Here is an 18936-nt window from a genome sequence, read left to right as displayed (position 1 = left end):
CCGGCCTTCAGCCCGGGCCGGGGCCGATGGGTGTCACGGCTCGACCAGGGTGAGCCGGCCCGGGGCGACGCCGACGTGCACCCGCTGCCCCCAACGCAGGGCGAGGCGGTCGGACTCCAGGCCGTCGGCGAAGACCACCAGGCCGTCGGACTCGGCGGTCAGCTCCAGTCGGGCCGCGCCGTCGAGCCGGCCGGAGACCAGCTCCACCCCGGTGACCGGGGAGGGCCACGCCTCCCGGACGAACCAGCACAGCGCCGCCTCCTCCGGGGCGGGTGGGCGCGGCGCACCCGGACGGTCGCGTGCGATCGACGCGCACCAGCCGGTCGCCCCCGTACCGCTGCCCACCACCACCCCGGAGGAGGAGTGCCGTTCCCGCCGGGCCCGGCCGCCCTCGCCGACGCTGATCAGGTAGCGGGCGGACTGGTGCGAGGTGTGGCCCACGTACACCTCGTTGAGGCCGACCAGCTCCTGCCCGTCGTCGAGCGCGGCGCGGACCATGCACCGTCGCCGTACCGGCGCCGCCCCGGCGGCGACCGCCGGGAGCAGGGCCGCGACCTGGGCGGCGGCGCACCGGACCAGGACGCCCGCGTTGCGGCCCGGCTCCGGGTCGACGCCGATCACCGGCTGGCCGGCGAGGTACTTCGCCACGTTGGCGACCAGCCCGTCGGGGCCGACGGTGACCACGACGTCCTCCGGGCCGAAGAGGAAGCGGGGCAGGTCGTCCCGGTCCACCGCGCCGCGCCGCCAGTCGGCCGGGACGGCGGCGGCCACCGTGGTGAGCGCCGCCTGGAGCGCCTCGTGCCGGTCGAGCACCTCCGCGAGGTCCCGCCCCCGCTCGCGCAGGTACCACTCGGCGGCGGCCCGGGTGCCGTGCAGCGCCAGCAGCTCCTCCAGCTCGCTGCGGCGGCGCACCACGACGACCCGGGGGGTCAGCGTCGCGCTCACCGGCCCGCCGCCGAGGTCGGGCCGGTGAGCCGGCCGAGCAGGTCGGAGAGCATGTCGGGGGTCACCGTGAGCTGACCGATCTGCGGGAGCCGGCCGGCCAGTTCCCGGACGGTCAGCGCGCGCAGCACCTCCGGCGGCAGTTCGGCGTACGCGGCCAGCTTCGCCGCCTCCGCCTCGGCCTCGGCGGCGCCGACGGCGCGTACGGTGTCGGCCTTGGCGGCGGCCAGCGCCCGCTCCTTGTCGGCGGCGCCAGCGGCGAGCAGGCGCTCCTTCTCTGCCTCGGCGGTGGCGAGGACCCGGGCGCGCTCGGCGGCGGCCGCGTTGGCGACCTTCTCCCGGTCGGCCTTGCCGTGCGCGGTGGCCAGTTCGGCGGCGGCGTCCAGCTCGGCCCGGCGGCGGGTGTTCGCGCCGTGCTGCTCGACGAGCTGCTGCTCGCGGCGGGCCAGCTCGATCTTGTTCTGGAGTTCGTTCTCGGCGATGGAGCGTTCCTGCTCGACCGCCTGTGCGCGCCGGGCGTAGGTGGCCCGGTCGGCCTGCACCTGCACCGCCTCCCGGGTGGGCGTCTGGAGCGCCCGTTCCAGCTCGGGTTCGGGACGCACGGCCACCACCCGGGCGCTGACCACGGCCACCCCGACGTCGGCGAGGCGGGGCTCGTCGCGCAGCGCGGCGGAGACGGCCTCGCGGACCGGCGCGATGGTGGTGAGCGCCTCGGCCAGCGGCACCCGGGCGAGCAGGTCGAGGGCGGGCTGCTGGGCCAGTTCGGCGAGGAGGGTGGCGACCTGGTCGAGGGGGCGGGACCGGGCCCGCCCGGTGCGCGGGTCGACGGAGAAGTCGAGCCGGCCGGCGGCCAGCGCCGGATCGGCGACCCGGTACGTGACGGTGGCCTGGACGGTGATGTCGGCGAAGTCGCCGGTGCGGGCGTGGAACAGCAGCGGCAGCTCCCGGTCGTCGACCGGCACCTCGCTGAGGACGGCGTGCAGCGGGCGGTACCAGAAGGAGAGCCCGACGCCCTCCCGGCGGACCCGTCCACCGACGGTCAACCGCACCCAGGTGGTCGGGGTGCCGCGCAGGTGGCGCAGGAAGAGTCGCTTCGTCACGTCGGCCATGGTGTTCCTCCCCTGTTTTTTCGTCGTCACGACGATAAACACTCTGCTAGGTTATCGTCAAGGTGGTGATAAACACGTGGCCGAATACCCGCCCTTCGCCGTGACCGTCGACCTGGTGGTGCTGACCGTCCGCGACGACGCGCTGCACCTGCTGCTCGTCCGCCGGGGCGTGCCGCCGTACGAGGGGTGCTGGGCGTTGCCCGGCGGCTTCGTCGGCATCGACGAGGACCTGCCCGACGCCGCCGTACGCGAGCTGGCCGAGGAGACCGGGCTACCCGAGCCGGCCGGGCACCTGGAGCAGCTCGGCACGTACGGCCGGCCGGACCGGGACCCGCGCGGGCGGGTGGTCACCGTGGCCTGGCTGGCGCTGCTGCCCGACCTGCCCACCCCGGTGGCCGGCTCCGACGCCGCCTCGGCCGACTGGGTGCCGGTCCCCCGACTCACCCCCGGCCGGCTCGCCTTCGACCACGACCGGATCGTCGCCGACGGTCTCGAACGGGCCCGGGCGAAGCTGGAGTACACGCCACTGGCCACCGCGTTCTGCCCGGCCGAGTTCACCGTGGCGCAGCTGCGCGCGGTCTACGAGACGGTGTGGGACACCCGCCTCGACCCCCGCAACTTCCACCGCAAGGTCACCGGCACCCCCGGCTTCGTCGAGCCGGTCGGCCGCTCCACCGAGGGCGAGCGGGGCCGACCTGCCCAGCTCTTCCGCCGCGGCCCCGCCACCCTCCTGCACCCGCCGATGCTCCGCCCCGATCGCTGACCCGCCCTTTTCGACGGACCGACGAGCCGGCGGAGGCCCGCACCACAAGGGAGCCCCGCGCCACGACCGCCGGTCAGCGCAGGGCGGCGAAGACCAGGCCGGCCACGGCGGCGCCGACGACCCCGCCCACCACCACCTGCGGCACCGTGTGGTCGCGCAGGCGCACCCGGGACCAGCCGGCCAGGACCGGCAGCGGCGCGACGACCAGCAGCCGGGGGCCGAGAGTGAGCACCAGCACCACCACCGCGCCGGCCGCCACCGCGGTGTGGATCGACATCTTCCACCAGTGACTGACGGCCACCGCCACCACCAGGCCGACCACTCCGGCCGCGACCAGGGCCAGGACCGGTCGCGGCGCGCCGAGCGCCGCGAGCAGCGCCAGGCCGGCCGCCGCCGAGGCCAGACCGAAGAGCAGGGGTACCCGCCGCTGCTCGCGTACCCCGACGTGGTGGTCGGTGAGCCGGCCACGCCGTACCCCGCCGAGGATGTACGCGAACGGGATGCCGCTGGCGAAGAGGGTGGCGAGGAGTCCCCAGGCCAGCCCGTGCGCGCCGCCGGCGGCCCGCCAGCCGACGACCAGGGTCAGCACGCTCACCAGCACGGCCGGGGCGGTCAGCTCGGTGACCAGCCGGGCCAACCGGGTCGCCCGGCCGGGCGGTACGACGACCACTGGCGACCCGCCGCCGTCACCGCTCCCGTCGACCCCGCTCAGCGTCCCGTCCCCGATCCGTTCCGACCGACCGGCCCGCAACCCGGGCGTACGCGCCGGTCAGCTCGCGTCGCCCGTCACCGTACCGTCCGGGATCGGGGTGTCGTGGCTGGTCGGCGTGGGTTCGGCCGGGCGCTGGGGCACGGGGCCGGGAGTGGCCGCCGGGGCGGCCGGCGGCCGGGCTGTGGGCGACGGCGCCCGGGACGGCCGGTCGGCGGCGACCCGCTGCCGGGGTCGGTCGGCGGCCGGGGCGGGGCGGGGTGTGGCGCGCGGCCGGGCGGTGGGGGTGGGCGCCGGCGGGCGGGTCCGGGTCGGGAGCGCGGTCGCGGTCGGCTCGGCCGTCGCGGTCGTCGTGGGGCTCGGGCTGGGCCCGGGCGAGCCGGTCGGTTCGGCGCTGGCCGTCGGCGTCGGTTCTGCAGGCGGCGCGGAGAGGGTGCTGGTCGGGTCGGCCGTCGGGGTCGGGGTCGGGGTGGGCGTGCCGCTGGGTGCGGGGCGGGGCACGGGCGCCGGGCCGGCGGTGCGGTGACCTGAGGACGGCAGCGGGGGTGGCGGGGGGCCGGGCGGCGGCAGCGGACGGCGGGCCGAACCGGGGGCCGAACCGGGGGAGGCGCCCGGCAGCCGGGGCATCGGCGGGCCGAGCGGGATCAGGCCGGCCAGGTCCGGACCGGGCACGGTCGTGGTGACCGGGAGGGCGTCCGGCCCGGCGGGCGGCGATGCGGGCTGGCCGGTGGCGGGCAGCGGGACGACCACCGGCCCGTCGGACGGGGTGGGCAGGAACGGGGTGCTGCCGTCCGGCAACGCGCTGCTGCCCACGGTCGCGGATCCGGCGCTGAGCGCGGCGAGGATCGGCATCGACGCGGTGCCGGCGAGCAGGGCGACGGTGAAGAGGTAGCCCCGGCCGGGGCCGGCGGAAGCGGGAGCCCGGTGGGCACCGATCATCCGACGGTAGCCGCCACCGGCACGGTGGCGGCCGAGGAAGGGAGCGGGGGGACCGTCGGCTGGATCGGACACCACGCACTCCTTCGTCGACCACGGGCGGGGAACGCCGGAGAGCCAGGCCCAATCGGACAAAGAGCCTGAAACGCCCATCCAGCACCAGTCAGCTTGGACCAGTCACCCTCAGTTCACCAGGCACCACAGCGTGTCGACACACAAAATGTCCGTCGGCGTGAATCTTCCAAGCGACAAACGCGTCCATGCGTCGCGAAGCGGACGGAACAGGGCCGGCAGGGAGGGCCGTACTGTGGGCCCGCTCACCTCCTCTGCAATCATTCAGGCACGACGGCAACGCAGCCGCGACCTCCGCGCACCCCGCGGCAGGTGCGGCCCGGCGCCGGCGCTCCCGAACCGGGTTCCTCCCCGAATCCGGCTCACCGCCGCGCGGCAACCCTCACCGGGGCTAGGCGCGGCCGCCAGGAACCAGCCCGGCACCGGCCGGGCCGGCGCACGATTTGCGCGGACGGGTCACCCCCGGCGCCGACGCAGACACGACAGGGAGAGACGGATGGCAAAGGGCGACCCCGGGGTCACCACCCGCGGCCGGCGGGCCGCACCCCGCTCCAAGCGAGCCGCTGCGGCCGACGGGCCGGAACTCGTACAGCTGCTCACCCCCACCGGTGAGCGGATCGAGAGCGCGACCGGTCCCGACGGGACCGAGTACCGCGTCGACTTCACCGACGAGGAGTACCGCGGGCTGTACCGCGACCTCGTCCTGGTCCGCAAGCTCGACGCCGAGGCCACCGCGCTGCAGCGGCAGGGCGAGCTGGGCCTCTGGGCCAGCCTGCTCGGCCAGGAGGCCGCGCAGGTCGGTTCCGGACGCGCGCTGCGCACCCAGGACATGGCCTTCCCGACCTACCGGGAGCACGGGGTCCTCTACTGCCGGGGCATCGACCCGATCATGCCGCTCGGCCTGTTCCGCGGCGTCGACCAGGGCGGCTGGGACCCGAACGAGTTCAAGTTCAACATGTACACGATCGTGATCGGGGCGCAGACCCTGCACGCGACCGGGTACGCCATGGGCGTCGCCATGGACGGCAAGACCGGCACCGAGGACGGCGAGGCGGTGATCGCCTACTTCGGCGACGGCGCCACCAGCCAGGGCGACGTCAACGAGGCGTTCGTCTGGGCCAGCGTCTTCAACGCCCCACTGGTCTTCTTCTGCCAGAACAACCAGTACGCCATCTCCGAGCCGCTGGAGCGGCAGACCCGCGTGCCGCTGTACCAGCGCGCCGGCGGCTTCGGCTTCCCCGGCGTCCGGGTGGACGGCAACGACGTGCTCGCGTCGTACGCGGTGACCCGGCACGCGCTGGACAACGCCCGGCTCGGCCAGGGCCCCAGCCTGATCGAGGCGTACACCTACCGGATGGGGGCGCACACCACCTCCGACGACCCGACCCGCTACCGGATCGCCAGCGAGGTCGAGGCCTGGCAGGCCAAGGACCCGATCGCCCGGATGAAGGCGTTCCTGGAGAAGCAGCAGATCGCCGACGCGGACTTCTTCGCCTCGGTCGACGAGCAGGCCCGCACCGAGTCGGTGCACCTGCGCGAGCGGGTGCTCGAGATGCCCAACCCGGAGCCGGTGTCGATGTTCGACCACGTCTACCCCCACGGGTCCCCCGAGCTCGACGAGCAGCGGGCGCAGTTCACGAAGTACATGGAGTCGTTCGAGGGGAGCGCGCACTGATGGCCACGGAGACGCTCACCCTCGGCAAGGCCCTCAACACCGGTCTGCGCAAGGCCCTGGAGAACGACCCGAAGGTCGTCATCATGGGCGAGGACGTCGGCAAGCTCGGCGGCGTCTTCCGGATCACCGACGGGCTCCAGAAGGACTTCGGCGACCAGCGGGTGATCGACACCCCGCTGGCCGAGTCCGGCATCATCGGCACCGCCGTCGGCCTCGCCATCCGCGGCTACCGCCCGGTCTGCGAAATCCAGTTCGACGGCTTCGTCTACCCGGCGTACGACCAGATCGTGTCGCAGGTGGCGAAGATGCACTACCGCTCGCAGGGCAAGGTCAAGATCCCGATGGTCATCCGGATCCCCTTCGGCGGCGGCATCGGCGCGGTCGAGCACCACTCGGAGTCGCCGGAGGCGTACTTCTCCCACACCGCCGGCCTGAAGGTGGTGTCCTGCGCCAACCCGCAGGACGCGTACTCGATGATCCAGCAGGCCATCGCCTCGGACGACCCGATCGTCTTCCTGGAGCCGAAGCGGCGCTACTGGGAGAAGGGTCCGGTCGAGCTGGACGCCCCGCTCGACGCGGCGTACCCGCTGCACTCGGCCCGGGTGGCCCGCGCCGGCACCGACGCCACCGTGCTGGCGTACGGGCCGATGGTGCGCACCTGCCTGGACGCGGCGACCGCCGCCGCCGAGGACGGCCGGGAGCTGGAGGTCATCGACCTGCGTACGCTCTCCCCGCTGGACCTGACCGCCGCGTACGAGTCGGTGCGGCGCACCGGCCGGTGCGTGGTCGTCCACGAGGCCCCGGGCAACCTGGGCCTGGGCTCGGAGATCGCCGCCCGGATCACCGAGGAGTGCTTCTACTCCCTGGAGTCCCCGGTGCTGCGGGTCACCGGCTTCGACACCCCCTACCCGGCCTCCCGGGTGGAGGAGGAGTACCTGCCCGACCTCGACCGGGTGCTCGACGCCGTCGACCGCACCTTCGGCTGGTGAGCGGCATGTCGCGGATCAAGGAGTTCAACCTCCCCGACCTGGGCGAGGGCCTGACCGAGGGCGAGATCCTCGCCTGGCTGGTCAAGGTGGGCGACGTCATCGAGCTGAACCAGCCGATCGTCGAGGTGGAGACGGCCAAGGCGGCCGTCGAGATCCCGGCGAAGTGGGCCGGCCAGGTCCGGGCGATCTTCCACCCGGAGGGGAGCACGATCGAGGTCGGCACGCCGATCATCTCGATCGACACCGACCCGGGCGCCGGCCCGATCGAGGAGTCCACGACCGGCGCGCCGGCCGCCGACCTGCCGACCCCGTCGGCGGCCTCGCTGGCCGCGGTCGACGTGGCCCCGGCCGAGGGCGCGGTCGAGCCCGGCCTGATCGGCGGTCCCGCCCCGGGTGGGCGGACCGCCGTGCTGGTCGGCTACGGCCCGCGCACCACGGCGGCCAAGCGCCGCCCGCGCAAGGGCGGGGTGCCGGCCCAGGCGTCGGCCCCGGCCGCGCCGGCGGTCCAGGCTCCGGTGGCTCCGGTCGCTCCGACGGCCCCGGTGGTCGCCCCGTCGAACGGCAACGGCCGCGTCGGTGGGTCGGTGCTGGCCAAGCCGCCGGTACGCAAGCTCGCCAAGGACCTCGGCGTCGACCTGGGCACGCTGACCGGTTCGGGCCCGCTCGGCTCGATCACCCGGGAGGACGTACAGCGGGCGGCGGCGGCCCCGGCGGCGGCCGAGCCGCTGACGGTCACCGCGCCGGCCACGGCCGTCGCGAGCTTCGGCGCGGACCGCGAGCAGCGCATCCCGGTCAAGGGGGTACGCAGGCTCACCGCCGAGAACATGTCCCGCTCGGCGTTCACCGCCCCGCACGTGACGGAGTTCCTGACCGTCGACGTGACCCGGGCGATGAAGGCGCTGGACCGACTGCGCGGCCGGCGGGAGTGGCGCGACGTGCGGGTCTCGCCGCTGCTGCTGGTCGCCAAGGCGGTGCTGCTGGCGGTCAAGCGCCACCCGATGGTCAACTCGACCTGGGCCGGCGACGAGATCGTGGTCAAGGACTACGTCAACCTCGGCATCGCGGCGGCCACCGAGCGTGGGCTGATCGTGCCGAACATCAAGGACGCCGGCCGGCTCTCGCTGCGCGAGCTGGCGGACGCGATGACCGACCTGGTGCAGACGGCCAAGACGGGGAAGACCTCGCCGGCCGACATGTCGGGCGGCACGCTGACCATCACCAACGTCGGTGTGTTCGGGGTGGACACCGGTACACCGATCCTGCCTCCGGGCGAGTCGGCGATCCTCGCCTTCGGCGCGGTCCGGGAGATGCCGTGGGTCCACAAGGGCAAGGTGAAGCCGCGTCACGTGACCACGCTCGGCCTCTCCTTCGACCACCGGATCATCGACGGTGAGCTGGGCTCGAAGTTCCTGCGCGACATCGGGGACTTCCTGTCCGACCCGGAGGCGGCGCTGCTCGCCTGGACCTGACGGTTCCACCGTTCCGGCCACGGCCGGTGTGCGCAGGGTGATCGCCCGGCACACCGGCCGTGATCGTATCCGCAGAAGAAACCCTCGGTTAACTCCGCCGTTGACCTACGATCCTTAGGTCCGTGGTTCAGCTCACCTAACAATCGTTGGAATTTGCCGACGAGTTGCGCTTCAATGGAGTCATCAGGGGCTGACAACCGAACAGCCGGAGGAGAGAGTCACCATGAGCATGATCGAGCGCATCCGCACCCGCCGCGACGCCAACCGCCGCGCCCGCGCGATCGAGCACGCGCTTCGTTCCGCCAACTCGCCCGCGGTTCGCGACGAGATCCTGGCGATCGCCCAGCGCCACATGAGCTGACGCCCGGCACGGACTCTGCTCACCTCCTCCAGATCGACGACCCGCCCGGGGCACCGGGCGGGTCGTCGGCGTTCCGGGCCCCCGAGACCGGGATTCCACCTCGACCGGACGCCCGGTACGGTGGGGCACGGTCGCCACCCCACGACCCGCGACGAGATCGAACCGGACGAGAGCCGGTCGCCATCGTCCGGCGACGGTGGGTGACGACCAGTGCTCCCCGGACGCTCCGCGCGGCTACCGGATACCGTGCGGGGAGCCCGCACGGCCGACCGCCGGCGACACCGGCGAGCCAGCCGACCGGAACCGGACGGCATCGGCGGCCGACATGTGATGGAGGAGGCGCACCCATGACGTCCGAGGGCCAGCACCGCCCCGGCCAGGAGCCGGACGAGGTGCCGCCGGGCGCCGGTGGACCGGCGCCGTACGGCGACCGACAGACGCAGCAGGGATACGGCAGCCCCGCCACTCCCGACCTGGGCTGGGCCCCGCCACCCCCGACCGGGCGCCCCGAGCAGCCGCCGGCCTGGGCCACCCCGGCCGACCAGCCCCCGGCCTGGGGCGCACCCCAGCCGCCGCAGGGCGAGCCCGCGCAGCCGGGTGGCTGGACGCCGGCCGCCGCCGCGCCGCAGCCCGCCTGGGCCAGCCAGCCCGACCAGCAGCCGACCGGCACACCCCAGCCCGCCTGGGCCGGCCCGGCCGACCAGCCTCCCGCCGCCTGGGCCACCGCGCCCGGCCAGAGCGAACCCGCCCAGCCCGCCTGGGCGCCGGCCGAGCAGGCGGCCCCCGCGTGGGCCCAGCCCGAAAGCGGCGCGCGAGGCGCCGCCCGGGTACCGCAGCCGGCCGGACAACCGCACGACGCCTGGCCGGCACAGGCCGATCCGCACGGCGCCGGCGGCTGGAACCCCACCCCCGCCCCGCAGGAGCAGGACGCCAACGGCTGGCCCGCCGGGCGGCAGCAGCAGAATGACGCCAACCACGCCGGTGGCTGGGACGCACCGTCGCACCAGGACGACCCGGCCCGCTCCGGCGGCTGGAACGCGCCCTCCACCCAGGACGATCCCGCCCGCTCCGGCGGCTCGCGCACGGGTGGGCAGGAGCAGGACGGCTCCGCCGACGCCAACGGCTGGAACAACGGCGTGATCGGTCAGGAGCAGGCCGGCCAGGCCGGCGGCTGGTCCAGCGCACCCCGGACCGAGCCCGCCTGGAACCAGGACCCCGCGCCGCAGGAGCAGCCCGGCACCGGTTGGCAGGCCCCGCAGCAGCAGGACGACCCGGCCCGGTCGGGTGGCTGGAACGCACCGTCGACCTCGGACGACGCACCGCGCAGCACCGGCCGCGCCTCGGTGCCCGCGCCCCCGCAGCCCGAGCCGACCGGCCCCGCCTGGGCGCAGCCCGAGCCGGGCGCCCGGGGCGCCGCCCAGGTGCCGCAGGCCGACGCGCCGGACGCCAACGGCTGGTCCACCGAGGGCGACCCGGCCCGCTCCGGCGGATGGCCCGCACCGGCCCCGCAGGAACAGGCCGGCAACGGCTGGAACGCCGCACCCCAGCAGGACGAACGGGCACCGCAGCCCTGGGCCACCGGCGCGGACGAGCCGGCGACGGCCCGGTGGGACGCCCGCGAGACCTCGCAGCCCGCCGACGCCTGGAGCGGCGCCGCCCCCGGCCAGGACGACCAGCGGCCCGACGACCGGTCCACCCAGGACGAGCCGGCGCGAGGCGGCCCGTGGCGGGCCGCCGCCGCACCGCAGCAGGAGGACCGCCCCGAGCCGGGTGGCTGGACGCCCCCGGAGCAGCCCGCCCGGGCGACCGCCTCGGTCCCCAAGCCGGACGGCCCGCCCGCCTGGGTCGCCGACCGGCCGGTCGTGCCGGACGCCGAGCCGTGGGCGCCGGGCGAGGCCTGGGGCCGTAACGAGGCGGAGTCCGCGCAGCAGCCGGGCGGGGACGCCTGGGAGCCTCAGCGCGCCGACGACGCCCCGATCTACCAGCCGGCCCCGGCACCGGGCATCTCCCCGGCCAACATGGTGCCGCTGCCCCCGCAGGAGCAGCGGGTCCCCGGCGCGAGCCTGGCCGCCGTGCCGCCCGCCGACTACGCCCCGCCGACCCCGTTCGGTGGCGCCGCCGAGCAGCCGGCCTTCGAGCCGAACGGCCGGGAGGGCGCGCCCTCCGGCTGGGGCCCGGCGGACGAGCCGCAGTCGCCGGCCGGGCCGGTGGTGCCCGGTCCGCGTACCTCGCCGGAGGCGGACGGGGCCGGACGGGCCTCCGTACCGGCGGCCGAGGGCGCGGAGGGCGGTGCCGTCGGGCGCGCGTCGGCGAGCGCCTCGGTGCCGCTGGCCAGCCGGGTGATGCCCCCGACCGACCAGGCGGTGCGCCCGGGTGGCACCGCCGCGCCGCAGCCCCGGGTGTACGGCCGGCCGGCCCGCCCGGAGCAGTCCGACGAGCCGGTCGAGGAGCACGGCGCCCACCAGCCCGGGCACGACCCGCACCCGCGCTTCGACGACCCGCCCCGCTTCGACGACCAGGACCGCACGCGTTTCGACGAGCCCGAGCGGCCCGGCGGCCCGCACGGCTTCGGCGGCGACGCCCCGTCGTCGGCCCCGCCCACCTCGCCGGCCGCGCCCCAGGCGTACCCGGGCGGCATCCCCGCGTTCGCGGACCCGACCAGCCACAACCGGCCGATGAACGGCACCCGCCCGCACGGGTCGGCCGAGCGTCCGGCGGAGCCGTTCGGTGCCCCGCCCGTCGACGGGCCGCCCTCCGGTGGCGTACCCGGGTACGGGCACCCGGCCCACGATCCGACCCACGGCGGCCTGCCGTCGCCGTTCCCCCCGGCGGGGCAGCCGTTCCCGCCCGCGGGGCAGCAGCCCTTCCCGTCGGCCGGGCAGCCCGGTCCCGCGGCCTGGCCGCAGGACCCGGAGCCGGAGCAGGGACGCTTCGACTCGTTCAAGCCGGAGGCGGAACCGAAGGCGGAGCAGCCGACGCCGAAGGTCCGCAACGGCCGGGTGCTGGCCATGGTGCTGATCGCGGCGGTGCTGATCCTCGCCGTCCCGCTCGGCCTGCTCAGCCTGCTCGGCAAGATCGGCGGGGACGACGCGCCCGCGCCGTTCAACCCGGCGGTCGGCTCCTGCGTGAAGCAGTCCGGCGGCGGCGCGGTCGCGGCGGGCTGCGGCGAGCCGGAGGCCTTCACCGTGGTGAAGAAGGTGGACGCCAAGGACAAGTGCGGCGACCCGAGCCAGCCGCACGTGGTGCTGCCGGGCAGCGGGGCGGACCGGGTGCTCTGCCTCAAGAAGGCCGCCCAGTAGGACAGCGTGCCGACGGCGGGGTCACGGTGGTCCGTGGCCCCGCCGTCGTCCGTACCGGTGTGATCGACCCCGCTCCGGGTCGGCCCTGGTCGGCGGTGTGACGTCCGGCAGACTGGGGTCATGAGCGCACGAGTACGGGCCCCGCAGCTGCGTGGCCGGGGCTGGTTGAACACCGGTGGCCGGGAACTGGGGCCGGCCGACCTGCGCGGCAGGATCGTCCTGCTGGATTTCTGGACCTTCTGCTGCATCAACTGCCTGCACGTGCTCGACGAGTTGCGCCCGCTGGAGGAGAAGTACGCCGACGTGCTCGTCGTGATCGGCGTGCACTCGCCCAAGTTCGAGCACGAGAAGGACCCGGACGCGCTGGTCGCCGCCGTCGAGCGGTACGGGGTGCACCACCCGGTGCTGGACGACCCCGAGCTGGACATGTGGCAGCAGTACGCGGCCAAGGCCTGGCCGACGCTCGCGGTCATCGACCCGGAGGGCTACGTGGTGGCCACCATGGCCGGCGAGGGGCACGCCGAAGGGCTGACCCGGCTGATCGACGACCTGATCGCCACCCACGAGGCGAAGGGCACCCTGCGCCGGGGCGACGGGCCGTACGTCCCCCCGGCGGAGCCGGAGACGGCGCTGCGCTTCCCCGGCAAGGCCGTGGTGCTCGACGGCGGCAACCTGCTGGTCTCCGACTCGGCCCGGCACTCCCTGGTGGAGTTGGCCCCCGACGGCGAGACGCCGGTCCGCCGGATCGGCTCCGGCGTCCGGGGCCGCGCGGACGGGCCGGCCGGGTCGGCCGGCTTCTCCGAGCCGCAGGGGCTCTGCCTGCTTCCCGCACACGCCGCCGAGGTGGCCGGGTACGACCTGGTGGTCGCGGACACCGTCAACCACCTGCTGCGTGGCGTGAAGCTGGCGACCGGCGAGGTGGTGACCGTGGCCGGCACCGGCCGGCAGTGGCGCTCCACGGCCGACGACCACGCCCACGACGCGCTCTCCGTCGACCTCTCCTCCCCCTGGGACCTGGCCTGGTACGACGGCAGGGTCGTGATCGCGATGGCCGGGATCCACCAGCTCTGGTGGTTCGACCCGATCAAGCGGACCGCCGGCATGTACGCCGGCACCACCGTCGAGGCGCTGCGCGACGGCCCGCTGGCCGAGGCGTGGATGGCCCAGCCGTCCGGGCTCTCGGTCTCGGCCGACGGCACCCGGCTCTGGGTCGCCGACAGCGAGACCAGCGCCGTCCGGTACGTGGAGAACGGCGTCCTGGGCACTGCCGTCGGGCAGGGGCTCTTCGACTTCGGCCACGTGGACGGCCCGGCCGAGCGGGCGCTGTTGCAGCACCCGCTCGGGGTGTGCGCGCTGCCGGACGGCTCGGTGCTGATCGCCGACACGTACAACGGCGCGGTGCGGCGCTTCGACCCGGGGACCGGCCAGGTCTCCACCGTGGCCGACGGTCTCGCCGAGCCGAGCGACCTGGTGCTCACCGCCGACGGCGACGTGCTGGTGGTCGAGTCCGCCGCGCACCGGCTGACCCGGCTGGCCCCGGGGGTGCTCTCGGCCGCCGGTGCGGTCACCGTGGACGGGCCGCGGCACAAGTTGGAGCGCAAGCCGACCGACGTGGCGGCCGGTGAGGTCACCCTCGACGTGGTCTTCACGCCCGCGCCGGGGCAGAAGCTGGACGACACGTTCGGCCCGTCCACCCGACTGGTGGTCTCGGCGTCGCCGCCGGAGCTGCTGCTGGAGGGGGCCGGGACGACGACGTACCTGTCCCGCCGGCTGGTGGTCAACGGCGAGGTGGCGCAGGGTGTGCTCCAGGTGACCGCCCAGGCGGCCACCTGCGACGCCGACGTCGAGCACGCCGCCTGCCACCTGACCCGGCAGGACTGGGGAGTGCCGGTACGGGTGACCGACGGCGGCGCGACCCGGGTGCCGCTGGTGCTGCGCGGCCTGGACGCCTGACCGCCGGCGGCCCCGGCCGGTCACCGCGCACGGGGCGACGCCCCCGGGTGACCGGCCGGCCGGCGTGCGGCAGCCGGTCAGCCGGTCAGCCGGTCAGGTGAACGGCTGCGGGGTGACACCCGCGTCGAGCAGCGCGGCGCGGACGAGTGCCGCCGAGGCGACCGCGCCGGGGGTGTCGCCGTGCAGGCAGATCGAGGCGACGTGGCAGGGGATCACGGTGCCGTCGACCGCGACCACGGTGTGCTCGGTGGCCATCCGGACGGCTCGGGTGGCGACCTCGTCCGGGTCGGTGATCAGCGCGCCGAGCGCGGTGCGGGGCACCAGCGAGCCGTTGGGCAGGTAGCCCCGGTCGGCGAAGCCCTCGGCGACCACCCGTAGACCGGCGCCGGCGGCGAGTTGGGCGAGCGTCGAGCCGGGCGCGCAGAGGATCGGCAGCTCGTGGTCGTACCCGTCGACGGCGGCGACCAGGGCGGCGGCCTGGGACTCGTCGACGGCTGCGGCGTGGTAGAGCGCTCCGTGCGGCTTCAGGTAGCGGACCCGGGTGCGGAACAACCGGCAGAAGGCGTCGAGCGCGCCGAGCTGGTAGGTGACCTCGTCGCGCAGGTCGGTGAAGGCGTACTCGATGCGGCGGCGGCCGAAGCCGGCGAGGTCGCGGTACCCGACCTGGGCGCCGACGGCCACGCCCCGTTCGGCGGCGGCGGCGCAGACCCGGCGCATGGTCGACGGGTCGCCGCCGTGGAAGCCGCAGGCGACGTTGGCGGAGGTGACCAGGTCCAGCAGCGCCTCGTCGTCGCCGAGCCGCCAGATTCCGAATCCCTCGCCGAGGTCAGCGTTGAGGTCCATGGAACGTCACCGTAGTCCCTGGACGGGCCTGGGCGAGCCCGGTCACGTCGTCCACCACCCCGATGACCGGGTACCCGCCGGTGGTGGGGTGGTCGGCGAGGAAGATCAGCGGTTGGCCGTCGGCCGGCACCTGCACCGCGCCGAGCACGACCCCCTCGCTGGGCAGTTCCCCGGCCACCGCGCGGGGCAGCGGCGCGCCGAGAAGTCGCGCGCCGACCCGGTCGCCCACCGGGCTGACCGTGTACGCGGTGCGCAGGAGCCGGTCGAGGGCGTCGGCGGTGAACCAGTCGTCGCGTGGTCCGGGGCGCAGGGTCAGCCTCAGTTGCGCCGGCGCCGCGGGGACGACGGTCCAGTCCACCGGGGCCGGCGGGCCCGGCGAGGGGCCGAGCGGCAGCCGGTCGCCGTCGCGTACCGGGGGTGGGCCGAGGCCGGAGAGGGTGTCGGTGGCGCGGCTGCCGAGGACCTGCTGCACCGCGATCCCGCCGCCGACGGCGAGCCAGGTGCGCAGTCCGGTACGGGGCGGGCCGATCCGCAGCACGGCGCCGGTGGGCACCGACAGCGGGCGGCCGACGTCGCCGGGTCGTCGGCCCACCCGCACCTGCGCGTCGGCCCCGGTGAGGGCGACGGTGACGGCCCGGGTCGGCCGCAGCGTGCAGCCGGTGAGGGTGATCTCCAGGCCGGCGGCGGTGGGCGGGTTGCCGACCAGGCGGTTGGCCAGCGCCAGGGCCGCCGGGTCGAGCGCTCCCGACCGGGGTACGCCGAGGTGCGCGTACCCGGGGCGGCCGAGGTCCTGGACGGTGGTGGCCGGTCCGGCCCGGAGCACCTCGATCATGTCGGGGCCAGCCGGACGCGGGTGCCGGGGGTGAGGGTGGCGGGCGGGTCGGCGTGAACGTCGAAGAGGGTCAGCCGGGTACGGCCGACGAGCAGCCAGCCCCCGGGTGAGGCGGTGGGGTAGATCCCGGCGTACGGCCCGGCGAGCGCCACCGACCCGGCGGGCACCCGGGGGCGGGGGCTGGGCAGCCGGGGCACCGCCCAGCGCTCCGGCAGCCCGGTCAGGTACGCGAACCCGGGGGCGAAGCCGCAGAACGCCACCCGGAACGCGGTGTCCGTCAGCCGCCGGACGACCTCCGGCACGTCCACCCCCCAGTGCCGGGCGACGGTGGGCAGGTCTTCGCCGTCGTACACCACGGGGACCTCGACGTGGCGGACGGCGGCCGTGGTGGTGGCCGGTCGCGGTGTCCAGCCGGCGATCCGGGCGGCGGTGGCGGTGGGGTCGGGCACCCCGTCGAGCAGCACGGTCGCGGCGGCGGGGACGATCTCGGTGGCGGTCAGCTCGCCGTCGTCCCGGCGGCGCCACAGTTCGGCCCGCCACGCCTCCACCTGGCCGGGGTCGTCGCAGTCCAGCAGCAGGGCGTGCCGGCCGACGGGTCGGATCCGCATGTCGCCATACTCTCCGATCGATGTGACGGCCAGGGCCGGTGGACCCGTTCCGGAGGGTGACCGGCGGCACTACCTGCAAGTAACCTACGGTGTCGTAACCTTAGGGTCGTGACCACCTCCGCACGGATCCGTCTCAAGCCGGTCGACATCGGTAAGCCCCGGATGCGCGGCTGGCTGCACACGTACGCGTTCTTCGTCGCGCTCGTCTGCGGCGTCGTGCTCTGCTCGATCGCGGCCACCCGCCCCGGCTGGGCCCCCCTGGTGAGCTGCCTGATCTACAGCCTGACCGTCTGCGGCCTCTTCGGCACCAGCGCCCTCTACCACCGCCGGGTGTGGACCGAGCGGGGCTACCAGATCATGCGCCGGATGGACCACTCGATGATCTTCGTGTTCATCGCCGGCACCTACACCCCGTTCTGCGTCCTGCTGCTCGATCGGGGGATGGCCACCCTGATGCTCGCCCTGGTCTGGGGCGGCGCGCTGGCCGGCGTGGCGTTGAAGCTGGTCTGGCCGCACGCGCCGCGCTGGGTCTCCGCCCCGCTCTACCTGGCGCTCGGCTGGGTGTCGGTGGCCATGCTGCCGCAGATCCTGCGCGAGGGCGGGGTCACCGCCCTGGTCCTGCTCGCGGTCGGCGGGGCGATCTACAGCGTCGGCGCGATCTTCTACGCGCTGCGCCGGCCGAACCCGTGGCCCACCGTCTTCGGCCACCACGAGTTCTTCCACGCCTGCACCCTGGTCGCCGCGATCTGCCACCACATCGCGATCTACTTCGCGCTCTTCGCCTGACGGCCCGCCGGCCGGAGCCGGACACACGCCGGGGGCCAGCGCCGTTGCGGAGCCCCCGGAGTCGGTTGCGGTCAGGCCGGGTAGCCCGGTCGCCGGACCTCGCGGTACTCCTCGCGCACCACCCGGTCGTCCTGGGCCGGCACGACCCGGTCGGCGACCACCCGGTCCGTGCGGACGGGGGTCGCCACGACGGTACGGCGGCGGGTGTTCCAGAAGTGGAGGGTGAGCAGCAGCGAGACGAGCCCGACCAGCATCAGCACCCAGCCGACCACGTTGACGTTGAGCCAACCGAGGTTGGCGTCGACGGCGAACGCGAAGATCGCGCCCACCGCGATGAGGAAGATTCCGGCCCCGATGCCCATGACGTCGCCTCCTTGGCTGTCCCTGGCGTTTCCTACCCGCCGCGCCATCGACGAGCGAGCGGCATCCATCGACTTACCCCGGCACTGTCCGCGCCAATCAGGCAAGCTGGGGCCATGACGGACATCGGGGCCGGCGAGCGGACACTCGTGCTCCTCCGGCACGCGAAGGCCGAACAGCCGGGCACCGGCCCGGACGTCGACCGCCGGCTGACCGCACGCGGACACGCCGACGCGGCCGCCGCCGGGGCCTGGCTGGCCCGGCACGGCCTCCTGCCGGACGTGGTGCTCTGTTCGGCGGCCCGGCGCACCCGACAGACCTGGCACGACGTGGCGCTGGGCATGACCGGGTCCCCGCCGGAGGGTGGGCCGGCAGGGACGTCTCCGGTCGTACGGTACGAGGCGACGGCGTACGAGGCGCACCCGAGCGACCTGCTCGACCTGATCAGGACGGTCGACCCGGCGGCCGGCACGGTGCTGCTGGTCGCCCACAATCCCGGCATCTCGCTGCTCTCGGCGCTGCTCGACCCGGAACGGGCCGACCCGGACGGCCTACGCACCACCGACCTGGTGGTGCACCGCCCCGCGAGCCCCTGGCCCGACCTGACCCCCGGCGCCGCCCCCATGACTCACCGCCACACCGCCCGGGGCTGAGCCGGTGGGCCGGTTCCGGTCAGGAGGGCGGGGCGGTGGGCGGAGGCGGATCGGGCGGCGGGGGCATCATCGCGGTCGGGTGGGAGAGCCGGTTCTCCTCCACGATGAGCGTGCGGGCCCGCTTGCGCCGGTCCTGCCAGAACCAGAGCGTGGTGAGCAGGACGCCCAGCCCGGCCAGGATGAACACCCAGCCGACCGCGCGCAGGTCGATCCACCAGACGTTGGCCCGGATGGCGAAGGTCATGATCGCGCCGAGCGCGATGAGAAAGATGGCGCTGCCAATGCCCATGTGCGCTGCACTCCCCCGTGCGGTGGCCTCTGGGCGTGCCCTGACGTGGTCCGCGACGGTTACCCGCCTGACGGCCCGCCTACCCCGCTCCACCCGGCCCAACCTGACCCGCCGCAGGCTGCCGAGCGCACGGTTCGCGGCGTGTTGCGGTGTACCGGCGCATGGAAGGCGCGACACGCCGCAAACGGGGGCTGAGGGGGCCAAGAACGTGGCGGCCGGCGAGCTGACGCTCGCCGGCCGCCCCCCCCCCAGTCCAAACAAGACCCAAAAACCCCCCCCCCGAAGTCC

General features: G+C 75.3%; 18 protein-coding genes. 9 read left to right on the top strand and 9 right to left on the bottom strand.

All coding sequences use genetic code 11. The annotated features are described in order from the left end of the window. Positions 1-33: 33 nt before the first annotated feature. Together ACPFP2_RS23745 and ACPFP2_RS23740 are read right to left on the bottom strand one after the other, a co-directional pair. Complete coding sequence (locus ACPFP2_RS23745; RefSeq protein WP_424091529.1) at positions 34-945, bottom strand: hypothetical protein; 912 nt, start codon at positions 943-945, stop codon at positions 34-36. Continuing rightward, positions 942-2051 (bottom strand): SPFH domain-containing protein, encoded by a 1110-nt coding sequence (locus ACPFP2_RS23740; protein ID WP_424091527.1) that lies wholly within the window; start codon positions 2049-2051, stop codon positions 942-944. The genes ACPFP2_RS23745 and ACPFP2_RS23740 overlap by 4 nt, the downstream gene beginning before the upstream one ends. Positions 2052-2127: 76 nt before the next feature. Between ACPFP2_RS23740 and ACPFP2_RS23735 the strand changes: the two genes are divergently transcribed. Beyond that, positions 2128-2814 (top strand): NUDIX hydrolase, encoded by a 687-nt coding sequence (locus ACPFP2_RS23735; RefSeq protein WP_424091526.1) that lies wholly within the window; start codon positions 2128-2130, stop codon positions 2812-2814. Between the two features lie 73 nt (positions 2815-2887). On the opposite strand, the gene ACPFP2_RS23730 is transcribed toward ACPFP2_RS23735, so the two are convergent. Then, positions 2888-3484 (bottom strand): phosphoesterase PA-phosphatase, encoded by a 597-nt coding sequence (locus tag ACPFP2_RS23730; RefSeq protein ID WP_424091524.1) that lies wholly within the window; start codon positions 3482-3484, stop codon positions 2888-2890. Between the two features lie 99 nt (positions 3485-3583). Beyond that, a complete protein-coding gene (locus tag ACPFP2_RS23725; protein ID WP_424091523.1) occupies positions 3584-4534 on the bottom strand; it encodes a hypothetical protein in 951 nt (316 codons plus the stop codon). Positions 4535-5027: 493 nt separating this feature from the next. Here ACPFP2_RS23725 and pdhA point away from each other — a divergent pair, with 493 nt between their 5' ends. The 6 genes from pdhA (at position 5028) to ACPFP2_RS23695 (ending at position 14277) form a co-directional block, all read left to right on the top strand. After that, positions 5028-6206 (top strand): pyruvate dehydrogenase (acetyl-transferring) E1 component subunit alpha, encoded by a 1179-nt coding sequence (gene pdhA, locus ACPFP2_RS23720; RefSeq protein ID WP_424091521.1) that lies wholly within the window; start codon positions 5028-5030, stop codon positions 6204-6206. Next, complete coding sequence (locus ACPFP2_RS23715; RefSeq protein ID WP_424091519.1) at positions 6206-7195, top strand: alpha-ketoacid dehydrogenase subunit beta; 990 nt, start codon at positions 6206-6208, stop codon at positions 7193-7195. The genes pdhA and ACPFP2_RS23715 overlap by 1 nt, the downstream gene beginning before the upstream one ends. A gap of 5 nt (positions 7196-7200) precedes the next feature. Beyond that, positions 7201-8664: a dihydrolipoamide acetyltransferase family protein gene (locus ACPFP2_RS23710; protein ID WP_424091564.1), complete on the top strand. Its 1464-nt coding sequence runs from the start codon at positions 7201-7203 to the stop codon at positions 8662-8664. 223 nt (positions 8665-8887) lie between these two features. Then, positions 8888-9025: a hypothetical protein gene (locus ACPFP2_RS23705; protein ID WP_172892449.1), complete on the top strand. Its 138-nt coding sequence runs from the start codon at positions 8888-8890 to the stop codon at positions 9023-9025. Between the two features lie 347 nt (positions 9026-9372). Then, positions 9373-12324 carry an LppU/SCO3897 family protein gene (locus tag ACPFP2_RS23700; protein WP_424091518.1) on the top strand — a complete coding sequence of 984 codons (2952 nt, stop codon included), beginning with the start codon at positions 9373-9375 and terminating at the stop codon, positions 12322-12324. 120 nt (positions 12325-12444) lie between these two features. Beyond that, positions 12445-14277 (top strand): NHL domain-containing thioredoxin family protein, encoded by a 1833-nt coding sequence (locus tag ACPFP2_RS23695; protein WP_424091516.1) that lies wholly within the window; start codon positions 12445-12447, stop codon positions 14275-14277. A 93-nt stretch (positions 14278-14370) separates the two neighbouring features. On the opposite strand, the gene ACPFP2_RS23690 is transcribed toward ACPFP2_RS23695, so the two are convergent. The 3 genes from ACPFP2_RS23690 to ACPFP2_RS23680 are packed head-to-tail and all read right to left on the bottom strand — an operon-like array spanning position 14371 to position 16560. Next, complete coding sequence (locus tag ACPFP2_RS23690; protein WP_424091514.1) at positions 14371-15120, bottom strand: LamB/YcsF family protein; 750 nt, start codon at positions 15118-15120, stop codon at positions 14371-14373. Beyond that, complete coding sequence (locus ACPFP2_RS23685) at positions 15104-15952, bottom strand: biotin-dependent carboxyltransferase family protein (RefSeq protein WP_424091512.1); 849 nt, start codon at positions 15950-15952, stop codon at positions 15104-15106. The genes ACPFP2_RS23690 and ACPFP2_RS23685 overlap by 17 nt, the downstream gene beginning before the upstream one ends. Then, positions 15949-16560, bottom strand: coding sequence for a 5-oxoprolinase subunit B family protein (locus tag ACPFP2_RS23680; protein ID WP_424091510.1), 612 nt, complete (start codon positions 16558-16560; stop codon positions 15949-15951). Before ACPFP2_RS23680 ends, ACPFP2_RS23685 begins: the two co-directional genes overlap by 4 nt. Before the next feature lie 108 nt (positions 16561-16668). Here ACPFP2_RS23680 and trhA point away from each other — a divergent pair, with 108 nt between their 5' ends. Continuing rightward, on the top strand, positions 16669-17346 hold the full coding sequence (trhA, locus tag ACPFP2_RS23675; RefSeq protein ID WP_088976798.1) for a PAQR family membrane homeostasis protein TrhA: 678 nt from the start codon (positions 16669-16671) through the stop codon (positions 17344-17346). Between the two features lie 71 nt (positions 17347-17417). Here the strand turns inward: trhA and ACPFP2_RS23670 are convergent, their stop codons facing one another. Beyond that, positions 17418-17708, bottom strand: a complete 291-nt coding sequence (locus ACPFP2_RS23670; protein ID WP_424091507.1) for a DUF6458 family protein — start codon at positions 17706-17708, stop codon at positions 17418-17420. Positions 17709-17822: 114 nt separating this feature from the next. On the opposite strand from ACPFP2_RS23670, the gene ACPFP2_RS23665 reads away from it, so the two are divergent. Beyond that, positions 17823-18359, top strand: a complete 537-nt coding sequence (locus tag ACPFP2_RS23665) for a SixA phosphatase family protein (protein WP_424091505.1) — start codon at positions 17823-17825, stop codon at positions 18357-18359. Between the two features lie 19 nt (positions 18360-18378). On the opposite strand, the gene ACPFP2_RS23660 is transcribed toward ACPFP2_RS23665, so the two are convergent. Beyond that, positions 18379-18648: a DUF6458 family protein gene (locus tag ACPFP2_RS23660; RefSeq protein WP_013283345.1), complete on the bottom strand. Its 270-nt coding sequence runs from the start codon at positions 18646-18648 to the stop codon at positions 18379-18381. Between the last annotated feature and the right edge of the window lie 288 nt (positions 18649-18936).

Source organism: Micromonospora citrea (genome assembly GCF_049629545.1).
In the GTDB taxonomy this organism is placed as follows: Bacteria; Actinomycetota; Actinomycetes; order Mycobacteriales; family Micromonosporaceae; genus Micromonospora; species Micromonospora citrea_A.
Note: the sequence above shows the minus strand (reverse complement) of the source record. Positions and strands in the feature narration are given on the sequence as shown.